The 16,075-nt window shown below is 61.7% G+C and carries 13 protein-coding genes and 1 riboswitch; of the genes, 3 read left to right on the top strand and 10 right to left on the bottom strand.

What is annotated here, in order from left to right:
* Positions 1-1,485: an FGGY family carbohydrate kinase gene (locus ASE36_RS05205; protein WP_062276200.1), complete on the top strand. Its 1,485-nt coding sequence runs from the start codon at positions 1-3 to the stop codon at positions 1,483-1,485.
* Here ASE36_RS05205 and cysG read toward each other — a convergent pair.
* The 9 genes from cysG to ASE36_RS05255 all read right to left on the bottom strand — a co-directional run bounded on the left by cysG (position 1,471) and on the right by ASE36_RS05255 (position 14,064).
* Positions 1,471-2,970, bottom strand: a complete 1,500-nt coding sequence (gene cysG, locus ASE36_RS05210; protein WP_062276202.1) for a siroheme synthase CysG — start codon at positions 2,968-2,970, stop codon at positions 1,471-1,473. The two genes, ASE36_RS05205 and cysG, sit on opposite strands and share 15 nt — an antisense overlap.
* Positions 2,942-5,599, bottom strand: a complete 2,658-nt coding sequence (locus ASE36_RS05215; protein ID WP_062276204.1) for a nitrate reductase — start codon at positions 5,597-5,599, stop codon at positions 2,942-2,944. Before ASE36_RS05215 ends, cysG begins: the two co-directional genes overlap by 29 nt.
* A 225-nt stretch (positions 5,600-5,824) precedes the next feature.
* Positions 5,825-6,163 (bottom strand): nitrite reductase small subunit NirD, encoded by a 339-nt coding sequence (nirD, locus tag ASE36_RS05225; protein ID WP_062276207.1) that lies wholly within the window; start codon positions 6,161-6,163, stop codon positions 5,825-5,827.
* Between the two features lie 4 nt (positions 6,164-6,167).
* Positions 6,168-8,615 (bottom strand): nitrite reductase large subunit NirB, encoded by a 2,448-nt coding sequence (gene nirB / locus ASE36_RS05230; RefSeq protein ID WP_062276210.1) that lies wholly within the window; start codon positions 8,613-8,615, stop codon positions 6,168-6,170.
* Between the two features lie 5 nt (positions 8,616-8,620).
* Positions 8,621-9,418 (bottom strand): ABC transporter ATP-binding protein, encoded by a 798-nt coding sequence (locus ASE36_RS05235; protein WP_062276211.1) that lies wholly within the window; start codon positions 9,416-9,418, stop codon positions 8,621-8,623.
* Between the two features lie 10 nt (positions 9,419-9,428).
* A complete protein-coding gene (gene ntrB, locus ASE36_RS05240; RefSeq protein ID WP_413813646.1) occupies positions 9,429-10,250 on the bottom strand; it encodes a nitrate ABC transporter permease in 822 nt (273 codons plus the stop codon).
* Positions 10,251-10,514: 264 nt separating this feature from the next.
* Positions 10,515-11,813 (bottom strand): CmpA/NrtA family ABC transporter substrate-binding protein, encoded by a 1,299-nt coding sequence (locus tag ASE36_RS05245; RefSeq protein WP_062276215.1) that lies wholly within the window; start codon positions 11,811-11,813, stop codon positions 10,515-10,517.
* A gap of 354 nt (positions 11,814-12,167) precedes the next feature.
* Positions 12,168-13,436, bottom strand: coding sequence for a CmpA/NrtA family ABC transporter substrate-binding protein (locus tag ASE36_RS05250; protein ID WP_156378568.1), 1,269 nt, complete (start codon positions 13,434-13,436; stop codon positions 12,168-12,170).
* A gap of 34 nt (positions 13,437-13,470) precedes the next feature.
* The gene (locus ASE36_RS05255) at positions 13,471-14,064 is read right to left on the bottom strand and encodes an ANTAR domain-containing response regulator (protein ID WP_062276218.1); all 594 of its coding nucleotides are present in this window, start codon (positions 14,062-14,064) and stop codon (positions 13,471-13,473) included.
* Between the two features lie 100 nt (positions 14,065-14,164).
* Here ASE36_RS05255 and ASE36_RS22515 point away from each other — a divergent pair, with 100 nt between their 5' ends.
* A complete protein-coding gene (locus tag ASE36_RS22515; protein ID WP_156378569.1) occupies positions 14,165-14,383 on the top strand; it encodes a hypothetical protein in 219 nt (72 codons plus the stop codon).
* Positions 14,381-14,525: riboswitch (FMN riboswitch) on the top strand. It overlaps the preceding gene by 3 nt.
* A gap of 116 nt (positions 14,526-14,641) precedes the next feature.
* On the top strand, positions 14,642-15,277 hold the full coding sequence (ribB, locus tag ASE36_RS05260; RefSeq protein ID WP_062276219.1) for a 3,4-dihydroxy-2-butanone-4-phosphate synthase: 636 nt from the start codon (positions 14,642-14,644) through the stop codon (positions 15,275-15,277).
* Positions 15,278-15,457: 180 nt separating this feature from the next.
* Here ribB and crcB read toward each other — a convergent pair whose 3' ends face one another.
* Positions 15,458-15,841, bottom strand: a complete 384-nt coding sequence (gene crcB / locus ASE36_RS05265) for a fluoride efflux transporter CrcB (protein WP_062276221.1) — start codon at positions 15,839-15,841, stop codon at positions 15,458-15,460.
* Positions 15,842-16,075: the final 234 nt, after the last annotated feature.

Here is a 16,075-nt window from a genome sequence, read left to right on the forward strand (position 1 = left end):
ATGGTCGGACAACAGCCATTCATCATTGCCATCGATCAGGGCACGACCAACACGAAGGCCGTTCTGGTCGACGCTTCGGGCATGGTCGTCTCCAAGGCCTCAGTGCCCCTTACATCCCACTATCCACATCCGGGCTGGGCCGAGCAATCGGCAGATGCGATCTGGCAGAGCGTGCAGGCGGTCATTGCCGACATTGTTGCGGGCGACCACGGCCCGATCACTGGGATTGCCATCAGCAATCAGCGAGAAACCCTCGTTGTTTGGGATGCGGAGACGGGCGAGCCCCTGGCGCCTGCGATTTTGTGGCAGTGCCGCAGGAGCGCTGCAGCCTGTCAGAGGCTGATCGACCAAGGACACAACGGGGCAGTTGCCGAACTGACTGGGTTGTCGATCAACGCCCTGTTCCCGGCGTCCAAACTCGGCTGGGTGATGGAGAATATCGCAGGTGCGCCAGATCTGGCCGCCCAGGGACGGCTGCGCGCCGGCACGGTCGACAGCTGGCTGTTGTTCAAGATGACGGCAGGGGCCGTTTTCGCGACTGACCATTCCAACGCCTCGCGCACCATGCTCTTCGACACGGCTAGGCTCGCGTGGAGCCCGGAACTCTGCAGCCTCTTCAATGTGCCTCTCTCTGCACTTCCGCAAGCCCGAGCCTCCAACAGTCGCTTTGGTGAAACGGCGCCAGCAACGACAGCATTGCCAGCAGGCACACCCATCCTTTCAATGATGGGTGACAGCCACGCCGCCCTATATGGCCATGGTGTCCGCACCTCAGGGCTGGTCAAGGCGACCTACGGGACAGGGTCCTCGCTGATGACCCTGACGGAAAGGCGCCTATTGTCGGATCATGGCCTCTCCAGCACGATCGCCTGGTCCGATGACAGTGGCGTCGCCTATGCCCTTGAGGGCAATATTACCGTTTCCGCACAAGCGATCGCATTCGTCGCGACTTTGCTCGGGCTTAGTGGACCGACTGCACTATCCGATCTGGCACAATCGGTTCCCGACAGCGGCAAGGTGGTCTTCGTACCGGCACTGGCCGGTTTGGGTGCGCCACACTGGACGGATGACGCCACCGGCACGATTTCAGGCATGACCCATGCAACGACGCCGGCTCATATCGCCCGGGCAACCATGGAAGCCGTGGCGCTCCAGATCACCGATGTCTTCGAAGCGATGCAACAGGACAGCGGGCTTTCTCTCTCCGGGCTGATGGCAGACGGCGGTGCCTCGACGAATGAATTTCTCATGCAATTGCAGGCGGATCTGCTGGATCGGCCCGTGTTGCGCGGCGACCAGCCGGAAGTGGGCGCGCTCGGTGCTGCGGCTATGGCCTTTGGCGCGATGGGGATAACAGCGCCCGAGCCGGCGCACGCCAGGCGCTTCACCCCCGGCACTCTGTCCCCAACTTCACGCGCCAACCTACTCGCACGATGGCGTGAGGCGGTTGCTCGGGCGAAGTTGCCGATATCAAAGCCGGTTTGACAATCGGGGTGCCGCAATCGTCATGTGGCGCTGCAGATCGTTGACTTCCGTGGAATTGATCCAGCTCTCTGTCATGCCACCAAACACCTCACCCACGCCGATCAAGACCGGCTCGTCAACGCCTATGGTCTCCATCGCTGCAGCGAGGCTCTTGAGCGGACCGGACCAGTGGCGCTCTTGCGGCCGGCTGACGGCGGAGACCACGACCACCGGCATATCGCCTTTCATGCCGTGCTGCCGCAGGCGCTGCTCGATCTGCCCGGCCATGCGTCCGCCCATGTAGAAGATCGAGGTTTGGTTGGTTGCGGCGAGCGAGGCCCAGTCGACGGTTCGCGGCAGTTCGTGGTGGCGGGAATGGGCGGTGACGAAGCTGACCTGTTGAGCGTGGTCGCGATTGGTCAGCGATGTCTTGAGCGAAGCTGCCATGGCGGAAGCGGCGGTGATGCCCGGCACAACATCGACGGGGATGCCCTCGCTTTCCAACCGGGCGATTTCTTCGCCGGCGCGCCCGAAGATCATCGGATCACCGGATTTCAGCCGCACGACACGTTTGCCGGCCTTGGCGAAATTGACCATCATGTCGTTGATATCATCCTGGCGGCAGCTCTCCCGGCCACCTCTCTTGCCGACGAGGAAGCGTTTCGCTTCGCGCCTCGCCAGTTCCAGCACGTCCGGTGAGACAAGATCGTCGAAGAGAATGACATCGGCGGCCTGCAGCGCCCGCATGGCTTTCAGTGTCAGAAGCTCGGCATCCCCCGGCCCTGCTCCGACCAATGTCACCGATCCCGATTGGGGCGCGGATGCAATCTCCTCTGTCGTCGCCAGCAAGGCGTCCGCTGTCTCTTCGGTCGGCGGCTGGTTCGTCGAGAGGCTGCGGGATACGAACCGCTCCCAGAAGAGCCGCCGTGCCGTCCCCGGCGAGAGGCGGCGATTGACGGCCTCCCTCAGCGACTGCGCAAGGATCGCCCATTGCTTCAAGGATGGTGGCAGGAGTGTTTCGATGCGCTGGCGGATGGCCTGGGCGAGGATCGGGGCGGCACCATCAGTGGAGATTGAGACGATGACCGGTGAGCGATTAACGATCGAGCCGAACTGGAACTGACAGTAAGCAGGCTTGTCGATCACATTGACGGGCACGCCCGCCGCACGCGCCGCGCAAAAGAAGGCGCGCGCCTCGTCATCGGTTTCACAGTCGGCAAGGGCCAGCGATGCGCCTCTAAAGATGCCACAATGCCAGGGATGTGCATGGTGGATCATCGACGTGCGCTCGACGAGCGCCTTCATGGTCTCACCGAGATGATCGGTTTCGCAATAGAGTTCGACCTCGGCACCTGAGGCCTGGAGAAGCTCCGCCTTCCAGGCGGCGCCATCCGATCCTCCTGCGAGGACCGCTCGCTTGCCGGCAAGGTTCCAGAACAGCGGAAGCTTGGCGAGCGGGGCGATGCGTTCTTGGGCATCACTCCGCGGCAAGGGCTTGGTTCGCATCCAGGATCCTCCTGATTTCGGGGCGGCAGGAGCCGCAATTTGTTCCGGCATTTAAAGCAGCGCCAATAGCCTCGATCGAGCGGCAGCCACGATGGGCAGCAGCACTGATCTCATTGATACCGATGGAGAAGCAGGAGCAGACGATGGCACCCTTGTCAGACGCGCCGGCAGCCGGGCGACCGGCGAAAAGCCTGGAGCGCGCCTGCCGGTCGGCATGGCTTTGCTTCAGTTGATCCGCCGCCCATTGCCGCGATACCGAGACGGGCTGTGGCGAGACGAATAGGGCTGCCAGAAGCTGATCGCCATCGAAAGCGAGCAGGCGATAATCACCCGTCTTTCGATCGACATAGCCAGAGAACTGCTCGTCTTCCCCAAGCTGCAGGCTATGCTGCAACCATGGTTCCCAGCCATCGGCAGGTGGGGAGCCTGCAAATTCCAGCCGGTAGCCTCCCTCTGTTCGTGCAATCGCCCAATAGGCGAATGGCAGATCCAGAGGGCGCGTTACTGTGATCAGGAAGCCATGCATCTGAGGCACGTAGCGGGAGACCCCAACACGCGCCATCTTCAGGGCCGGCTGGCCTGAGAGCGGATCGGCGAGAGAGCTGACAAGGGTATCGACGCGGGCGCTCGGCGCCGTCTCCCCCGTCCAGTGCATGGGAACGAAGAGCGCGCCACGCATCTGCCGTTCGGTCAAAAGCGCGCGCACGATGATCGACCGGTCGTTTTCAGCATCGATGCGCACCAGATCGGCATCGCCAATACCGGCCTTGTCCGCATCCGACGGGTGGATCTCGCAGAAGGGCTCGGCGATATGCGCGGATAGCCGCGCACTCTTTCCCGTGCGCGTCATCGTGTGCCAGTGGTCGCGGATACGGCCAGTGTTCAGGGTGAAGGAAAATTTCGGATCCGGTATTTGCATAACCGGTGTCGCGACCGGCACGAGGCGTGCCTTGCGATCAGCGGTGAAGAAGCCCCCCTCGGCGAAGAAGCGGGCCTGCGATGCTCCGGTGTGAGAAAGAGGCCACTGGAACGGGAGAAGGTCGTCATAGACCTGGTCTCCGATCCCGGCATGGGCGCCGATATCGAAATCGCGTTCGCCGTCGTTTTCGAAAGCGGAAAGAGCCGCATGTTCGGCATAGATGGCTGCGGGGCCGGAATAGTCGAAAGGGGAACGGAATCCCATGCGCTTGGCCACCTCCGCAAACTGCCACCAATCGGCGCGCGCTTCGCCCGGGACGGACAAGAAAGGTCTCTGGCGGGAGATGCGCCGTTCTGAATTGGTGACGGTACCGGATTTTTCGCCCCATCCGGTCGCGGGTAGCAGGACATGGGCAAGACGGGCGGTATCGGTGTCCTTCTGTATGTCCGAAACGACCACGAAGGGACAGGCTGCAAGTGCTGCCTTGACCGCATCGGCATCCGGCATGGAGACGACCGGATTGGTGGACGCAATCCAGATTGCCTTGATGCGTCCGTCGGCCACCGCCTTGAACATGTCCACCGCCTTCAGGCCGGGCTTGTCCGCCATCACCGGGCCCTTCCAAAACCGTTGCACCCGATCACGTTGCACCGGATTTTCGATCGCCATATGGGCCGCGAGCATATTGGCAAGACCGCCGACCTCTCGCCCACCCATGGCATTGGGCTGGCCGGTGAGCGACAGAGGCCCCATGCCGGGGCGGCCGATCCGCCCCGTTGCCAAGTGACAATTGAGGATGGCATTGACCTTGTCTGTGCCGACGGACGACTGGTTGACGCCCTGGCTGTAGCAGGTGACGACCTTCTGCGTCTCAGCGAAGAGACGGAAGAACTGGCGGATCAGCATGCCGGAGACGCCGGTCGCCTCGGAAAGTTCCGCGAGACGGCCGTGTGAGGCTGCAAGCAGGGCTGCGGCAAAGCCTGAGGTATGCCGGCCGACATAGTTTTCATCGATCGCGCCGGACTGGGCGAGATGGGCGAGCAGGCCACTGAACAAAGCGATGTCACCATCGGCACGAACCGCCAGATGCAAATCGGCGATGTCGCAGGTGGCGGTTCGGCGCGGATCGATCACCACGACCTTCATGGCAGGGCGCAGGGCCTTGGCTGCCGAGAGGCGCTGGTAGAGGACCGGATGGCACCAGGCCATGTTGGAACCGACCAGCACGACGAGATCGGCAAGCTCCAGATCCTCATAGCAGGCGGGCACGGTATCGGCGCCGAAGGCACGGCGATGACCGGCAACCGAGGACGCCATGCAGAGGCGGGAATTGGTGTCGATATTGGCCGAGCCGATGAAACCCTTCATCAGCTTGTTGGCGACGTAATAGTCCTCTGTCAGAAGCTGACCGGAGACGTAGAAGGCAACGGAGTCGGGACCGTGTGCGGCAATGGTCTGCGTGAAAGTGCGCGCCACCATGTCGAGCGAAGCATCCCAGCTCGCGCGCTCGCCCAAGATTTCCGGGTATAGCGCTCTGCCATCAAGGCCGATCGTCTCAGCAAGGGCCGAGCCTTTGGAGCAGAGCCTGCCGTAGTTAGCCGGATGGTCCGGATCACCCCGCACGCTGACTTTGCCCGTGACATCGACCGTGGCGATCACGCCGCAGCCGACGCCGCAATAGGGGCAGGTCGTCTTGGTTTCAGTGAGCATCGTGTCTTCCGATCCGGGAGGTGGCATCCCCCTCTGTCAGCTTCGCTGACATCTCTCCCTCAAGGGGGGAGAATGACCCGGAGCGGCCGTCTCGCCCAGTCATGAAGGCCGACGCCAAGGACGCATGCGAGGAAGCGGGGAGCGCGCGCCATCCAATCTCCACCCTTGAGGGGGAGATGTCCGGCAGGACAGAGGAGGGTATGCCAACCGCCATGCGCATCCTCCTCACTCCGCCGCCACCAGGGCTGCCGCGCGCAGCGCAATCGACACGTGGCCGTCGATGTTGCGCACGGGAATGGTTCGCACCTCGCCCTCGTCGGCACCGAGCGCCTGCCCGCTTTCCAGGGAAATGACGAAATTGTGCAGCGGGCAGGTCACGGCTTTGCCGTGGACGATGCCCTGGCTGAGCGGGCCGCCCTTGTGCGGGCACTGGTCCTCGATGGCGAAGACCTCGCTTTCAGCCGTGCGGAAAACGGCGATCTTGCCATCCGGCGTCTTCACGCAGCGCGCGCCGCGAAGCGGGATGTCGTCGATGTGTCCGATGGCGATCCAGTTGTCATCCATGATCTCACTCCGCTGCCTGAGGGAAGCCGACGGTCGCCATCGGCTTGAACTCGTGTTTGTCCTTGCCCGACACCCGCTCCGACCACGGATCGACCTGCGCGAACTTCTGGGAGAAGACGAAGCGGTCGAAATAAGCACGACGCTTGTCGTGATCGTCCATGATCTGGCGACGGATCTCGTCATGGCCGATGCGTTTTGCCCATTTGTAGATGCGCTCAAGATAGCGGCCCTGCTCGCGATACATCTGGGTGAGTGCCACGATGTGCTCCAAAGCCTCCTCCTCGGTTTTGACGAGGCCGAGCACATCCGTGCCCTTGATATCCAGGCCAGCAGCGCCCGCGAAGTGGATCTCGAAGCCGGAATCCACGCAGATCACACCGATATCCTTGCAGGTGGCCTCGGCGCAGTTGCGCGGACAGCCGGAGACGGCGAGCTTCAGCTTTGCCGGTGTCCACGAACCCCACATGAATTTTTCGAGCTTGATGCCAAGCCCCGTCGAATCCTGCGTGCCGAAGCGGCACCAGTCGGAGCCGACGCAGGTCTTCACGGTGCGCAGACCCTTGGCGTAAGCCTGGCCTGACACAAAGCCGGCCTTGCCTAGATCTGCCCAGACGGCTGGAAGGTCTTCCTTCTCGATGCCGAGCAGGTCGATGCGCTGGCCGCCTGTGACCTTCACCATCGGTATTTCGAACTTGTCGACGACATCGGCGATGGCACGAAGTTCGGCGGCATTCGTCACCCCACCCCACATGCGCGGCACGACGGAATAGGTCCCGTCCTTCTGGATGTTGGCATGGACGCGCTCGTTGATGTAGCGCGACTGGTAATCGTCGGCATATTCGTCCGGCCAGTCCGAGACGAGATAGTAGTTGAGCGCCGGGCGGCATTTGGCGCAGCCGCAGGAGGTCTTCCATTCCAGTTCCTGCATGACGGCGGGAATGGTTTTCAAACCCTTCGCCTTGATCAGCCGGCGCACGTCGTCATGGCCAAGCTCGGTGCAGGTACACATCGGCGTGACAGCGGCCGGATTGTAAGCATCGCCCAGCGTGAGCGCCATCAGCTGCTCGACAAGACCGGTGCAGTTACCGCAGGAGGCCGAGGCCTTGGTGTGGGCACGCACGCCATCCAGCGTCGTCAGAGCCTTGGCCGTGATTGCCGAGGTGATCTTGCCCTTGCAGACGCCGTTGCAGCCGCAGATTTCTGCATCATCCGGCAAGGCTGCAACGGCCGCCATAGGGTCCAGCGAGGCGCCCCCCTGGTAGGACTGGCCGAAGATCAGGGTGTCGCGCATTTCAGAGATATCGGTTCCGCGCTTCATCAGGTCGAAGAACCAGGAGCCATCTCCCGTCTCTCCATAGAGGACGGCACCGAGGATCTTGTTGTCCTTCAGCACAAGGCGCTTGTAGATGCCGGCCGAGGCATCGCGCAGCACGATTTCCTCCCGGTCTGGCGCTTCGGCAAAGTCACCGGCAGAGAAGAGATTGATACCGGTGACCTTGAGCTTCGTATTGACGACGGAGCCATGATATTCGCTATTTCCGCCGGTCAGCCGATCGGCAAGAACGCGTGCGGCCTCGTAAAGTGGCGCCACCAGGCCGTAGCAGGTGCCGCGATGTTCGGCGCATTCGCCAACCGCAAAGACATGGGGGTCCGAGGTCATCATGCCGTCGTCGACGACGATGCCGCGGTTGACGGCGATGCCAGCGTCTTTGGCGAGCTGCGAGGCCGGGCGGATGCCGACGGCCATGATCACCATGTCGCCTGATATAACGCGACCGTCTTCCAGCTCGATGCCTTCGACCTTGTCGGTTCCGAGGATCTGCTTGGTGTTGGCCTTGGTGATAATGTCGATGCCTCGTTCTGTGAGCGCTTTTTCCAGCAGGTAGGCGGCGGCCGGGTCTAGCTGGCGTTCCATGATGGTCGGCATCAGATGGATGACGGTGACATCCATGCCCTGGCGTTTCAGGCCATAGGCAGCCTCAAGGCCGAGCAGGCCGGCGCCGATGACGATCGCCCTGCCCTTGCCTTCGGCGATCTTGAGCATGGCATCAACGTCGTCGAGATCGCGATAGGGCAAAACGCCCGCCAATTGATGGCCCGGAACCGGAATGATGAAGGGCAGCGATCCTGTCGCAATGACCAGCTTGTCGTAAGGGGCCACGATACCGTTCGCCGAGGTGACCGTCTTCGCATGCCGGTGGATCTCTCTAACCTTGGCGCCCTTGTGGAGGGTCACTCCGTGCGCCGCGTACCAGTCGTCATTGTGAATGACGATATCTTCATACGCCTTCTCTCCAGAGAGCACCGGCGAGAGCATGATGCGGTCATAATTGACGCGCGGTTCGGCATTGAAGATCGTGACATCGAAGAGGCCGGGGGCCTTTTCGAACAGTTCTTCCAGCATGCGCCCCGGCGCCATGCCATTGCCGATGATGACGAGTTTTTCAGCCATTGATGTCACTCCGCGGCTTCGACGAAGCGGTGGCGTTCGTAGAGGAACTTCAACACGGCTTCGCGGGATTTGAGGTAGGTTCGGTCGGCGGCGAGCGCGATGCGGTCGCGCGGGCGCGGGATCGGCACTTCGAGGACTTCGCCGATCCTGGCGGCCGGGCCGTTGGTCATCATGACGATGCGATCGGACAAGAGCACCGCTTCGTCGACATCATGCGTGATCATGATCATCGTGTTGCCGAGGCGGGAATGGATCTCCATCACGGCATCCTGCAGATGGGCGCGAGTGAGCGCGTCCAATGCCCCGAACGGCTCGTCGAGCAGCAGGATCTTCGGCTCCATGGCGAGCGCCCGGGCGATGCCGACACGCTGCTTCATGCCGCCGGAGATCTCCGAGGGGCGCTTGTCCTTGGCGTGGCCCATCTGGACGAGATCCAGATTGCGCATAACCCAGTGATGCTTTTCGGCCTTCGTCTTCTTTCCCGCAAAGACCTTTGAAACGGCAAGATTGACGTTTTCGTAGACGGTCAGCCACGGCAGAAGCGAGTGGTTCTGGAAGACGACGGCACGTTCGGGCCCTGGTTCGTTGACCTCGACATTCTCCAGAAGAACCGCTCCGGCGGAGACCCGGGTCAGCCCTGCGATCAGGTTGAGCAGGGTGGACTTGCCACAGCCGGAATGGCCGATGATCGAGACAAATTCACCTTTGTCGATGGTGAGCGTCACGTCTTTGAGAACTTCCGTGCGGGCGCCGGAACGTTCGAAGCTTTTGTCGATATGGTCGATCTTGAGATAGGCGTTCATGTCGCTCTCCTCAGTTCTTCGCGGTGCCGCGGGTGATGACGTTGCCGAGGAGCGCGACGAGCTTGTCGAGGACAAAGCCGGTCACGCCGATATAGGCGAGCGCCACGATGATGTCGGAGAGACGGGAGGAATTCCACGCGTCCCAGATGAAGAAGCCGATGCCGACGCCGCCGGTGAGCATTTCAGCGGCGACGATGGCGAGCCACGACAGCCCGACCCCGATGCGAAGGCCGGTGAAGATGTAGGGGGCAGCCGCCGGCACCATGATGCGGATGAAAAATTCCAGCAGATTGAGGCGCAGCACGCGGGCGATGTTGCGATAATCATCTGGAATGTTGCGCACGCCGACGGCGGTGTTGATGATCACAGGCCAGATCGAGGTGATGAAGATGACGAAGATCGCCGAGGGATTGGAGTTCTGGAAGGCGGCTAGCGACAGCGGCAACCAGGCCAGCGGCGGCACGGTACGCAGGATCTGGAAGATCGGGTCGAGACCGCGCATGGCCCAGACCGACTGGCCGACGACCGCACCGAGAAAGACGCCGACGATGGCTGCCAGGCCAAAGCCGATAGCCACCCGCTGCAACGAGATCAGCACGCGCCAGGCGAGGCCGATGTCCTGAGAGCCATAATCGAAGAAAGGGAAGGCAATCAGGTCATAGCTGTCCGTCCAGACCTGTGACGGCGGCGGCAGAGTGGCGCCCGGATGCGAACAAGCCACCTGCCAGACGGCGAGGAGCGCGATAAGCACCACCAGCGGCGGCAGGACGTTGCGACAGACGGCTGTCAATGCCCTCTGAAGGTTCAGCTTGCGGGTTGGGCGCTGTGCCATCACGACGACGGTCGCGCTTTTGTCTGATGACGCCTGCGCCATCGCTTGAGCCGGTGAACCGACCTTGAGGGCTGTTGCGGTCATGGTGTGGTCCTCTTCAACAATTGCTGTTCAGTTGGCATCCGGGGGCTTGCCCCTCACCCGGCTGCCGCCACCCTCTCCCCGCAAGCAGGGAGAGGGAGACAAAGCGCCGGCCTTGCCGCTTGCCCTCTTCTCCCCGCTAGCGGGGAGAAGGTCCCGGCAGGGGGATGAGGGGCAGGCAAACTAAGCCCCGGCCTTGATCGACAGGCTGTCGAGATAGGCCTTCGGGTTTTCGGGATCGAAGACCTTGCCGTCGAAGAAGGTCTCAGGACCCCGCGAGCTTGAGGCCGGAATATCAGCGGCGGCGATGCCGAGGTCGGCGGCTGCGGCGCGCCAGATGTCCTCGCGGTTGACCTTGTCGACCAGAGCCTTGATGTCGGTGTCGGGTGCGAATTTGCCCCAGCGGACATTCTCAGTGAGGAACCAGGCGTCATGGCTCTTGAAGGGATAGGAGGCGTGGTCCTTCCAGAACTTCATCTCAAGGCCGGTGTTTTCAACGAGACGGCCATTGCCGTAGTTGATCGTGCCCTTCAGACGACCGGCGACATCCTTCGGCGGCACGTTGAACCACTGGCGCTTGCCGAGGATCGCGGACATCTCTTCCTTGTTGTCCATGCTGTCGGCCCAGATCTGGGCTTCCATGACGGCCATCATCAGGGCTTTTGCGGCGTTGGGGTTCTTCTCGATCCATTCGGTGCGCAGGCCGAGCGCCTTTTCCGGATGGCCCTTCCAGAGCTCCCCGGTGGTGCAGGCGGTGAAGCCGATGCCCTGGTTGACCAGCTGTTCGTTCCAGGGTTCGCCGACACAGAAGGCGTCCATGTTGCCAACCTTCATATTGGCGACCATCTGCGGCGGCGGCACGACAATGGTGGAGACATCCTTGTCCGGATCGATGCCGCCGGCGGCCAGCCAGTAGCGGATCCACAGGTCGTGGGTGCCGCCGGGGAAGGTCATGGCCACCTTGATCTCGCCGCCGGCTGCCTTCTTGGCGGCAAAGGCTTCCTTCAGTCTGGAGGCATCCAGCTGCACGCCGGTTTCGGCATATTCCTTGGCAACCGAAATGCCCTGGCTGTCGAGATTGAGGCGGGCGATGATCGACATCGGCACCGGCACATTGTTCTGCGTGACCTTGCCGGTTTCCATCAGATAGGGCATCGGGGTCAGGATATGGGCGCCGTCGATGCCGTTCGCTTCGCCACCGAGGACAAGGTTGTCACGGGTGGCGCCCCAGGACGCCTGCTTCAGCACTTCGACATCGGGAAGCCCATGTTTTTCGAAGAGGCCCTTTTCCTTGGCGATGATCAGCGGTGCGGCATCGGTGAGTGCGATGAAGCCGAGCTTGACGCCCGTCACTTCAGGCCCAGCGGTTGCGGCGAATGCGCCGGATGGAAACGCCAACCGCGCAGCACTTGCGAGTGCGGCGGCAGAACCGAGTTTAAGAATCTGGCGGCGGGTGATGCTCGTTGCCTTGGTCTTGGTCATAGCTTGTGCCCCTCTGTGTCTGATGACGGAGATCCGGAAAAACGAAAAAACGCCGCGTGCTTTCCTGCGAGGTCCTGGCGGGAGGAGCCGGACAGCAAGAAGCCTGCGACGTCATTGTCTGATGGTTATCTGCGCCAGATGCGGCGCTCATCCGTCCTGCGATCGCCGTTGACCGTGGACGTAAACAGCAAAGCAAGGAGCGTGCCAGTTTGATCTGGCCCGGGTTAAACTCACGGAATTCAAGCGTTCTTCCCGAGAGCTGCGTCAATTCCACCTATGGGTTCATTTGAGAAATTGCACGTTCACCGACCTGCTGGTCGGTGCAAATGCCTCAGCTTTGTGCATCGCAGCGGATCAGGTTTCGGTCGAGCCGGTGCTTGCCGCAACCGATCTGACCGGAAAACGGGCGACATAGGCCGCCACATCATCGGGGTCGAAAAGCGCACCATCCATGAACCCGGCATAGCCCGCCAGTCCCTTTTCGCTTGTGTCATCCGGTATGGCCGCATCCACACCGAGCGCGGTCCGGTACAGGTCAGGGCGGAATGCACTTCTGGCCCCCGCCATGCCGTCTGCACTGAAACCGACCTGCCCCCAGCGGATCATCTGGCTGTAGATCCAGCTTGCCTGATCTGGCCGTGGATGGTTGGCCGCCCCGCGATGGAAGAGGAAATAATCAGGGACGATCCGCTTCGTGCCCTGGGCATCCAGACTGAATTCTCCGCTCAGCACGCGTCGGATTATGTCCGTTGGCGCGGAGATGTAGTCGGGCGCGCTCAGGATCTGGGCAAGTTCATTGTGATGGCTGGGATCGTCGCACCAGCGGGCTGCCCGATCGAGCGCGACTAAGAGGCGCGACACCGTATCGGCATTGGCTTCGGCCCAGTCGGGACGCATACCGAGAACCTTCTCCGGCGCGAGCGGCCAGATATCCTGCTTGGCGGCGACGATGCGGCCTGTTCCGCGCTCGGAGGCGATCATATTCCAGGGCGCACCGACGCAAAAGCCGTCGATTGCGCCGGCCGCCAAGGCATCGGATGTCAGCGGCGGCGGAACCACGACGAGCTTGACGTCGCGGTCCGGATCAATGCCGCCGGCGGCAAGCCAGTAGCGGAACTCGTAATTGTGTGACGAGAAGGGATAGGTCATGCCGAGGGTGGGCACTGTCTCGCCGCGCGCGCGCATGTCGGCGAGAAGGGCAGCCAGTGCCTGCGCATTGGCAAGTGCGTCGGCCTCATCGCTGAGGCCGGTCAGTGACTTCATGCGCTCAAAGATGCGCGCCGAGAGCGTGATGGCATTGCCACCGCGGCCGAGCGAGAAGGGTGCTATGGTTGGAGAAGGGTTCGAGCCCAGCCCGAGCATGGAGGCAACCGGCATCGGGGAGAGCATGTGCGCTATATCGAACTGACGGAATGCGAGGCGGTCCCGCACATTGGCCCAGGTGACATCGCGCACCAGGTCGAGACGCAGCCCCTCGGTTTCAGCAAAGCCGAGTTCGGCTGCAACGATGAGGATCGAGGCATCCATGAGCGGGATGTAGCCCGCCCGCAGCGTCCGCTGTTCCCTGCCCCGCACACGCGCGGGCGTGTGGACGGCATTGTCACCCGATTGCGTGGACACCATGTCAATCACCTGCATTCTCCGATCGATGCCGCTCTCACAGCAGCAGTCCTGCAGCCGTGACGACGCTTTGAGCGATGTCGGCCAGCTTCTTTTTCTCGTTCATGGCGGTCTGGCGAAGCAGGGCAAACGCCTGCTCCTCGCTCAAGCCGCGCATCTTCATCAATATGCCCTTGGCACGCTCGATGACCTTGCGTTCCTCAAGCGCATTGCGTGCCTCCAACAGTTCGCGCTGCAGCCGGCTGAAGGCGTTGAAGCGGCTCACTGCCATGTCGAGGATCGGCTTGATGCGCTCCTTCTTCAAGCCATCGACGACATAGGCCGACACCCCCGCATCCACAGCAGCCTCGATGGCGGCTGTGTCGGATCTGTCGACGAACATGGCTATCGGGCGCGAAATCATCCGCGTGAGCTGGAACATGTGCTCCATCATGTCACGATTGGGGTTCTCGATATCGATGATGATGACGTCGGGATCCATGGTCTCTATCAGCCGCGCCACACCCTGCATTTCATGGATAACCCGGACATTGAGATGGCCGGCCTCGTTCAGACCTTCCTCGATGATCGAGGCACGAATGGCATTTTCATCAACGACGAGGATCGTCAGGTCAGTGGAGGTCTTGCCCATGGTTACACCACAGGACCGGCGGTCGGCAGCGAGACTGCCCTGATGCTTGGGCTCGACCGTTCCGAATAACCTTGATCATAGGTGGGTTGGTGAACCGACAATGAAATCTCCAGCTGATTGCCTGGGGATTGAAGCAATTTTCACGCCAGATCCATCACCGTCAAACTTCTCCGCCTCAATGAGCCTGGGTTGGGACGCGCGCTTCGGTTCCTATTGCCTGCGCGCCCCTTCCCTGCGCTTTCGCGACACCGATCCGAATTTTGCTGCATTTGCTCACTTTGCGCTTGAAAAGCCGATCGCTTCTCCCCTACCTTATTGATGTTCTCAGGGCGGGGCGAAATTCCCCACCGGCGGTATCCGGCTTTGCCGGGAGCCCGCGAGCGCTTTCACTTCGGTGAAAGGCAGCAGATCCGGTGCGATGCCGGAGCCGACGGTTAGAGTCCGGATGAAAGAGAGCATCGGCTGTGCGGCTCCCCGCCTTGGGGAGGCGTGTGTGCTGTGTTCGCCCAAGGGATTGGATGGCGGCCGAGAGGTCGCGGTTTGGCCGCTGCTGCGGTAACCCTTGAAAGGCAATGGAATGACACTTTCGACAATTGAAACTGCACTGGAAGCCTTGTCACGGGGTGGCATGGTCGTGGTCGTGGACGATGAAAACAGGGAAAACGAGGGCGACATCATCGTTGCCTCCGATCATGTGACGCCTGCAACCATCGCATTCATGATGAAACATGCCCGCGGGCTAGTCTGCATCGCGATGGAGGGGGAGCGGCTCGATACGCTCGGCATCCCGCTCATGGTGCCCAACAACACGGAATATCTGAAGACGGCCTTCACCGTGTCTGTCGACTACATTCACGGAACGACGACAGGAATTTCGGCGGCAGATCGGGCTGCTACCGTCAGGGCCCTGATGGACGAAGCGACCGCCCCTGACGATTTCGCACGGCCGGGCCATATCTTTCCGTTGCGCGCCCATCCGGCCGGCGTGCTGGGGCGCCCGGGACATACCGAAGCTGCCGTAGATCTTGCCCGCCTGATCGGTGCGAAACCCTCCGGCGTGATCTGCGAAGTGGCAAACGACGACGGCACGATGGCGCGACTGCCCGACCTCATCGCCTTCTGCAAGGAGCACGATCTGCCGCTGATCTCGATCGAGGATCTGATCAAATACAGGGCGCGTGGCGATGCCTCCGGGTCGGCTGTTGCGGCGTGACACGCTTCTCGGCTGAAGCGTCTGCAACGGAGCCCGCCCTGTATCGAAGCACAGGACGGGTCACGTCGCAGGCGCCAAACCGGAATCATAGTGCACGGGTGTGCAAGAGCGTAGCTTTGCCCCAGACACCGCAATCTTCCTAGGGTGGCTGGCTTTCGCTTGCGCGGAGGATCTTCGCGATCAGCTCCCCTGGCCGGTGAGGCGAAGGAGCGAAAGGCCGAGGAAAAGCCCAGCCAAGGACAAGATCACGGAGACGGCGACATAGCCGGCCGCGAGGTTCCATTGACCGCGCTCCCAGAGCGTGACGGCGTCGAGCGAGAAGGTGGAAAAGGTGGTGAAGCCGCCGAGCACGCCTGTGGTCAGAAACAGGCGCAATTCCTGCGGCAGTCCAGTACGCATCACGAAGATCTGGGTCAGGAGGCCCATGATAATGGAGCCAATGACGTTCACAGTCAGCGTTCCGAAGGGAAAGCCATAACCCAGCATTCGGGCCGCGGTCGTGTTGACCGCATGGCGCGCGGCGCCGCCAAGTCCAGCTCCAAGGAAAACGATGAGATAGGGCATAGGTCCGTTCCTTATCATGCGCGTCGCTGAAGGCCGCTTCGTCGATCGTCGAGGCAGGTCTGCCCTGTCCCAACCTCCTTGCTGCTTACAGATGATCATCGTCTCGCTCAACAATCACATCGCTGGACGGCAGCCAACGATGTCCGAGGACTGAAAGGGGAAGGCAACCCAGCGACAGGCGGATCAAACGTGAGACCACCTGGAACGCAAAAGCCGCAGAGGTCTTTTAACCCC

This window comes from Rhizobium sp. Root274 (assembly GCF_001429245.1).
In the GTDB taxonomy this organism is placed as follows: Bacteria; Pseudomonadota; Alphaproteobacteria; order Rhizobiales; family Rhizobiaceae; genus Allorhizobium.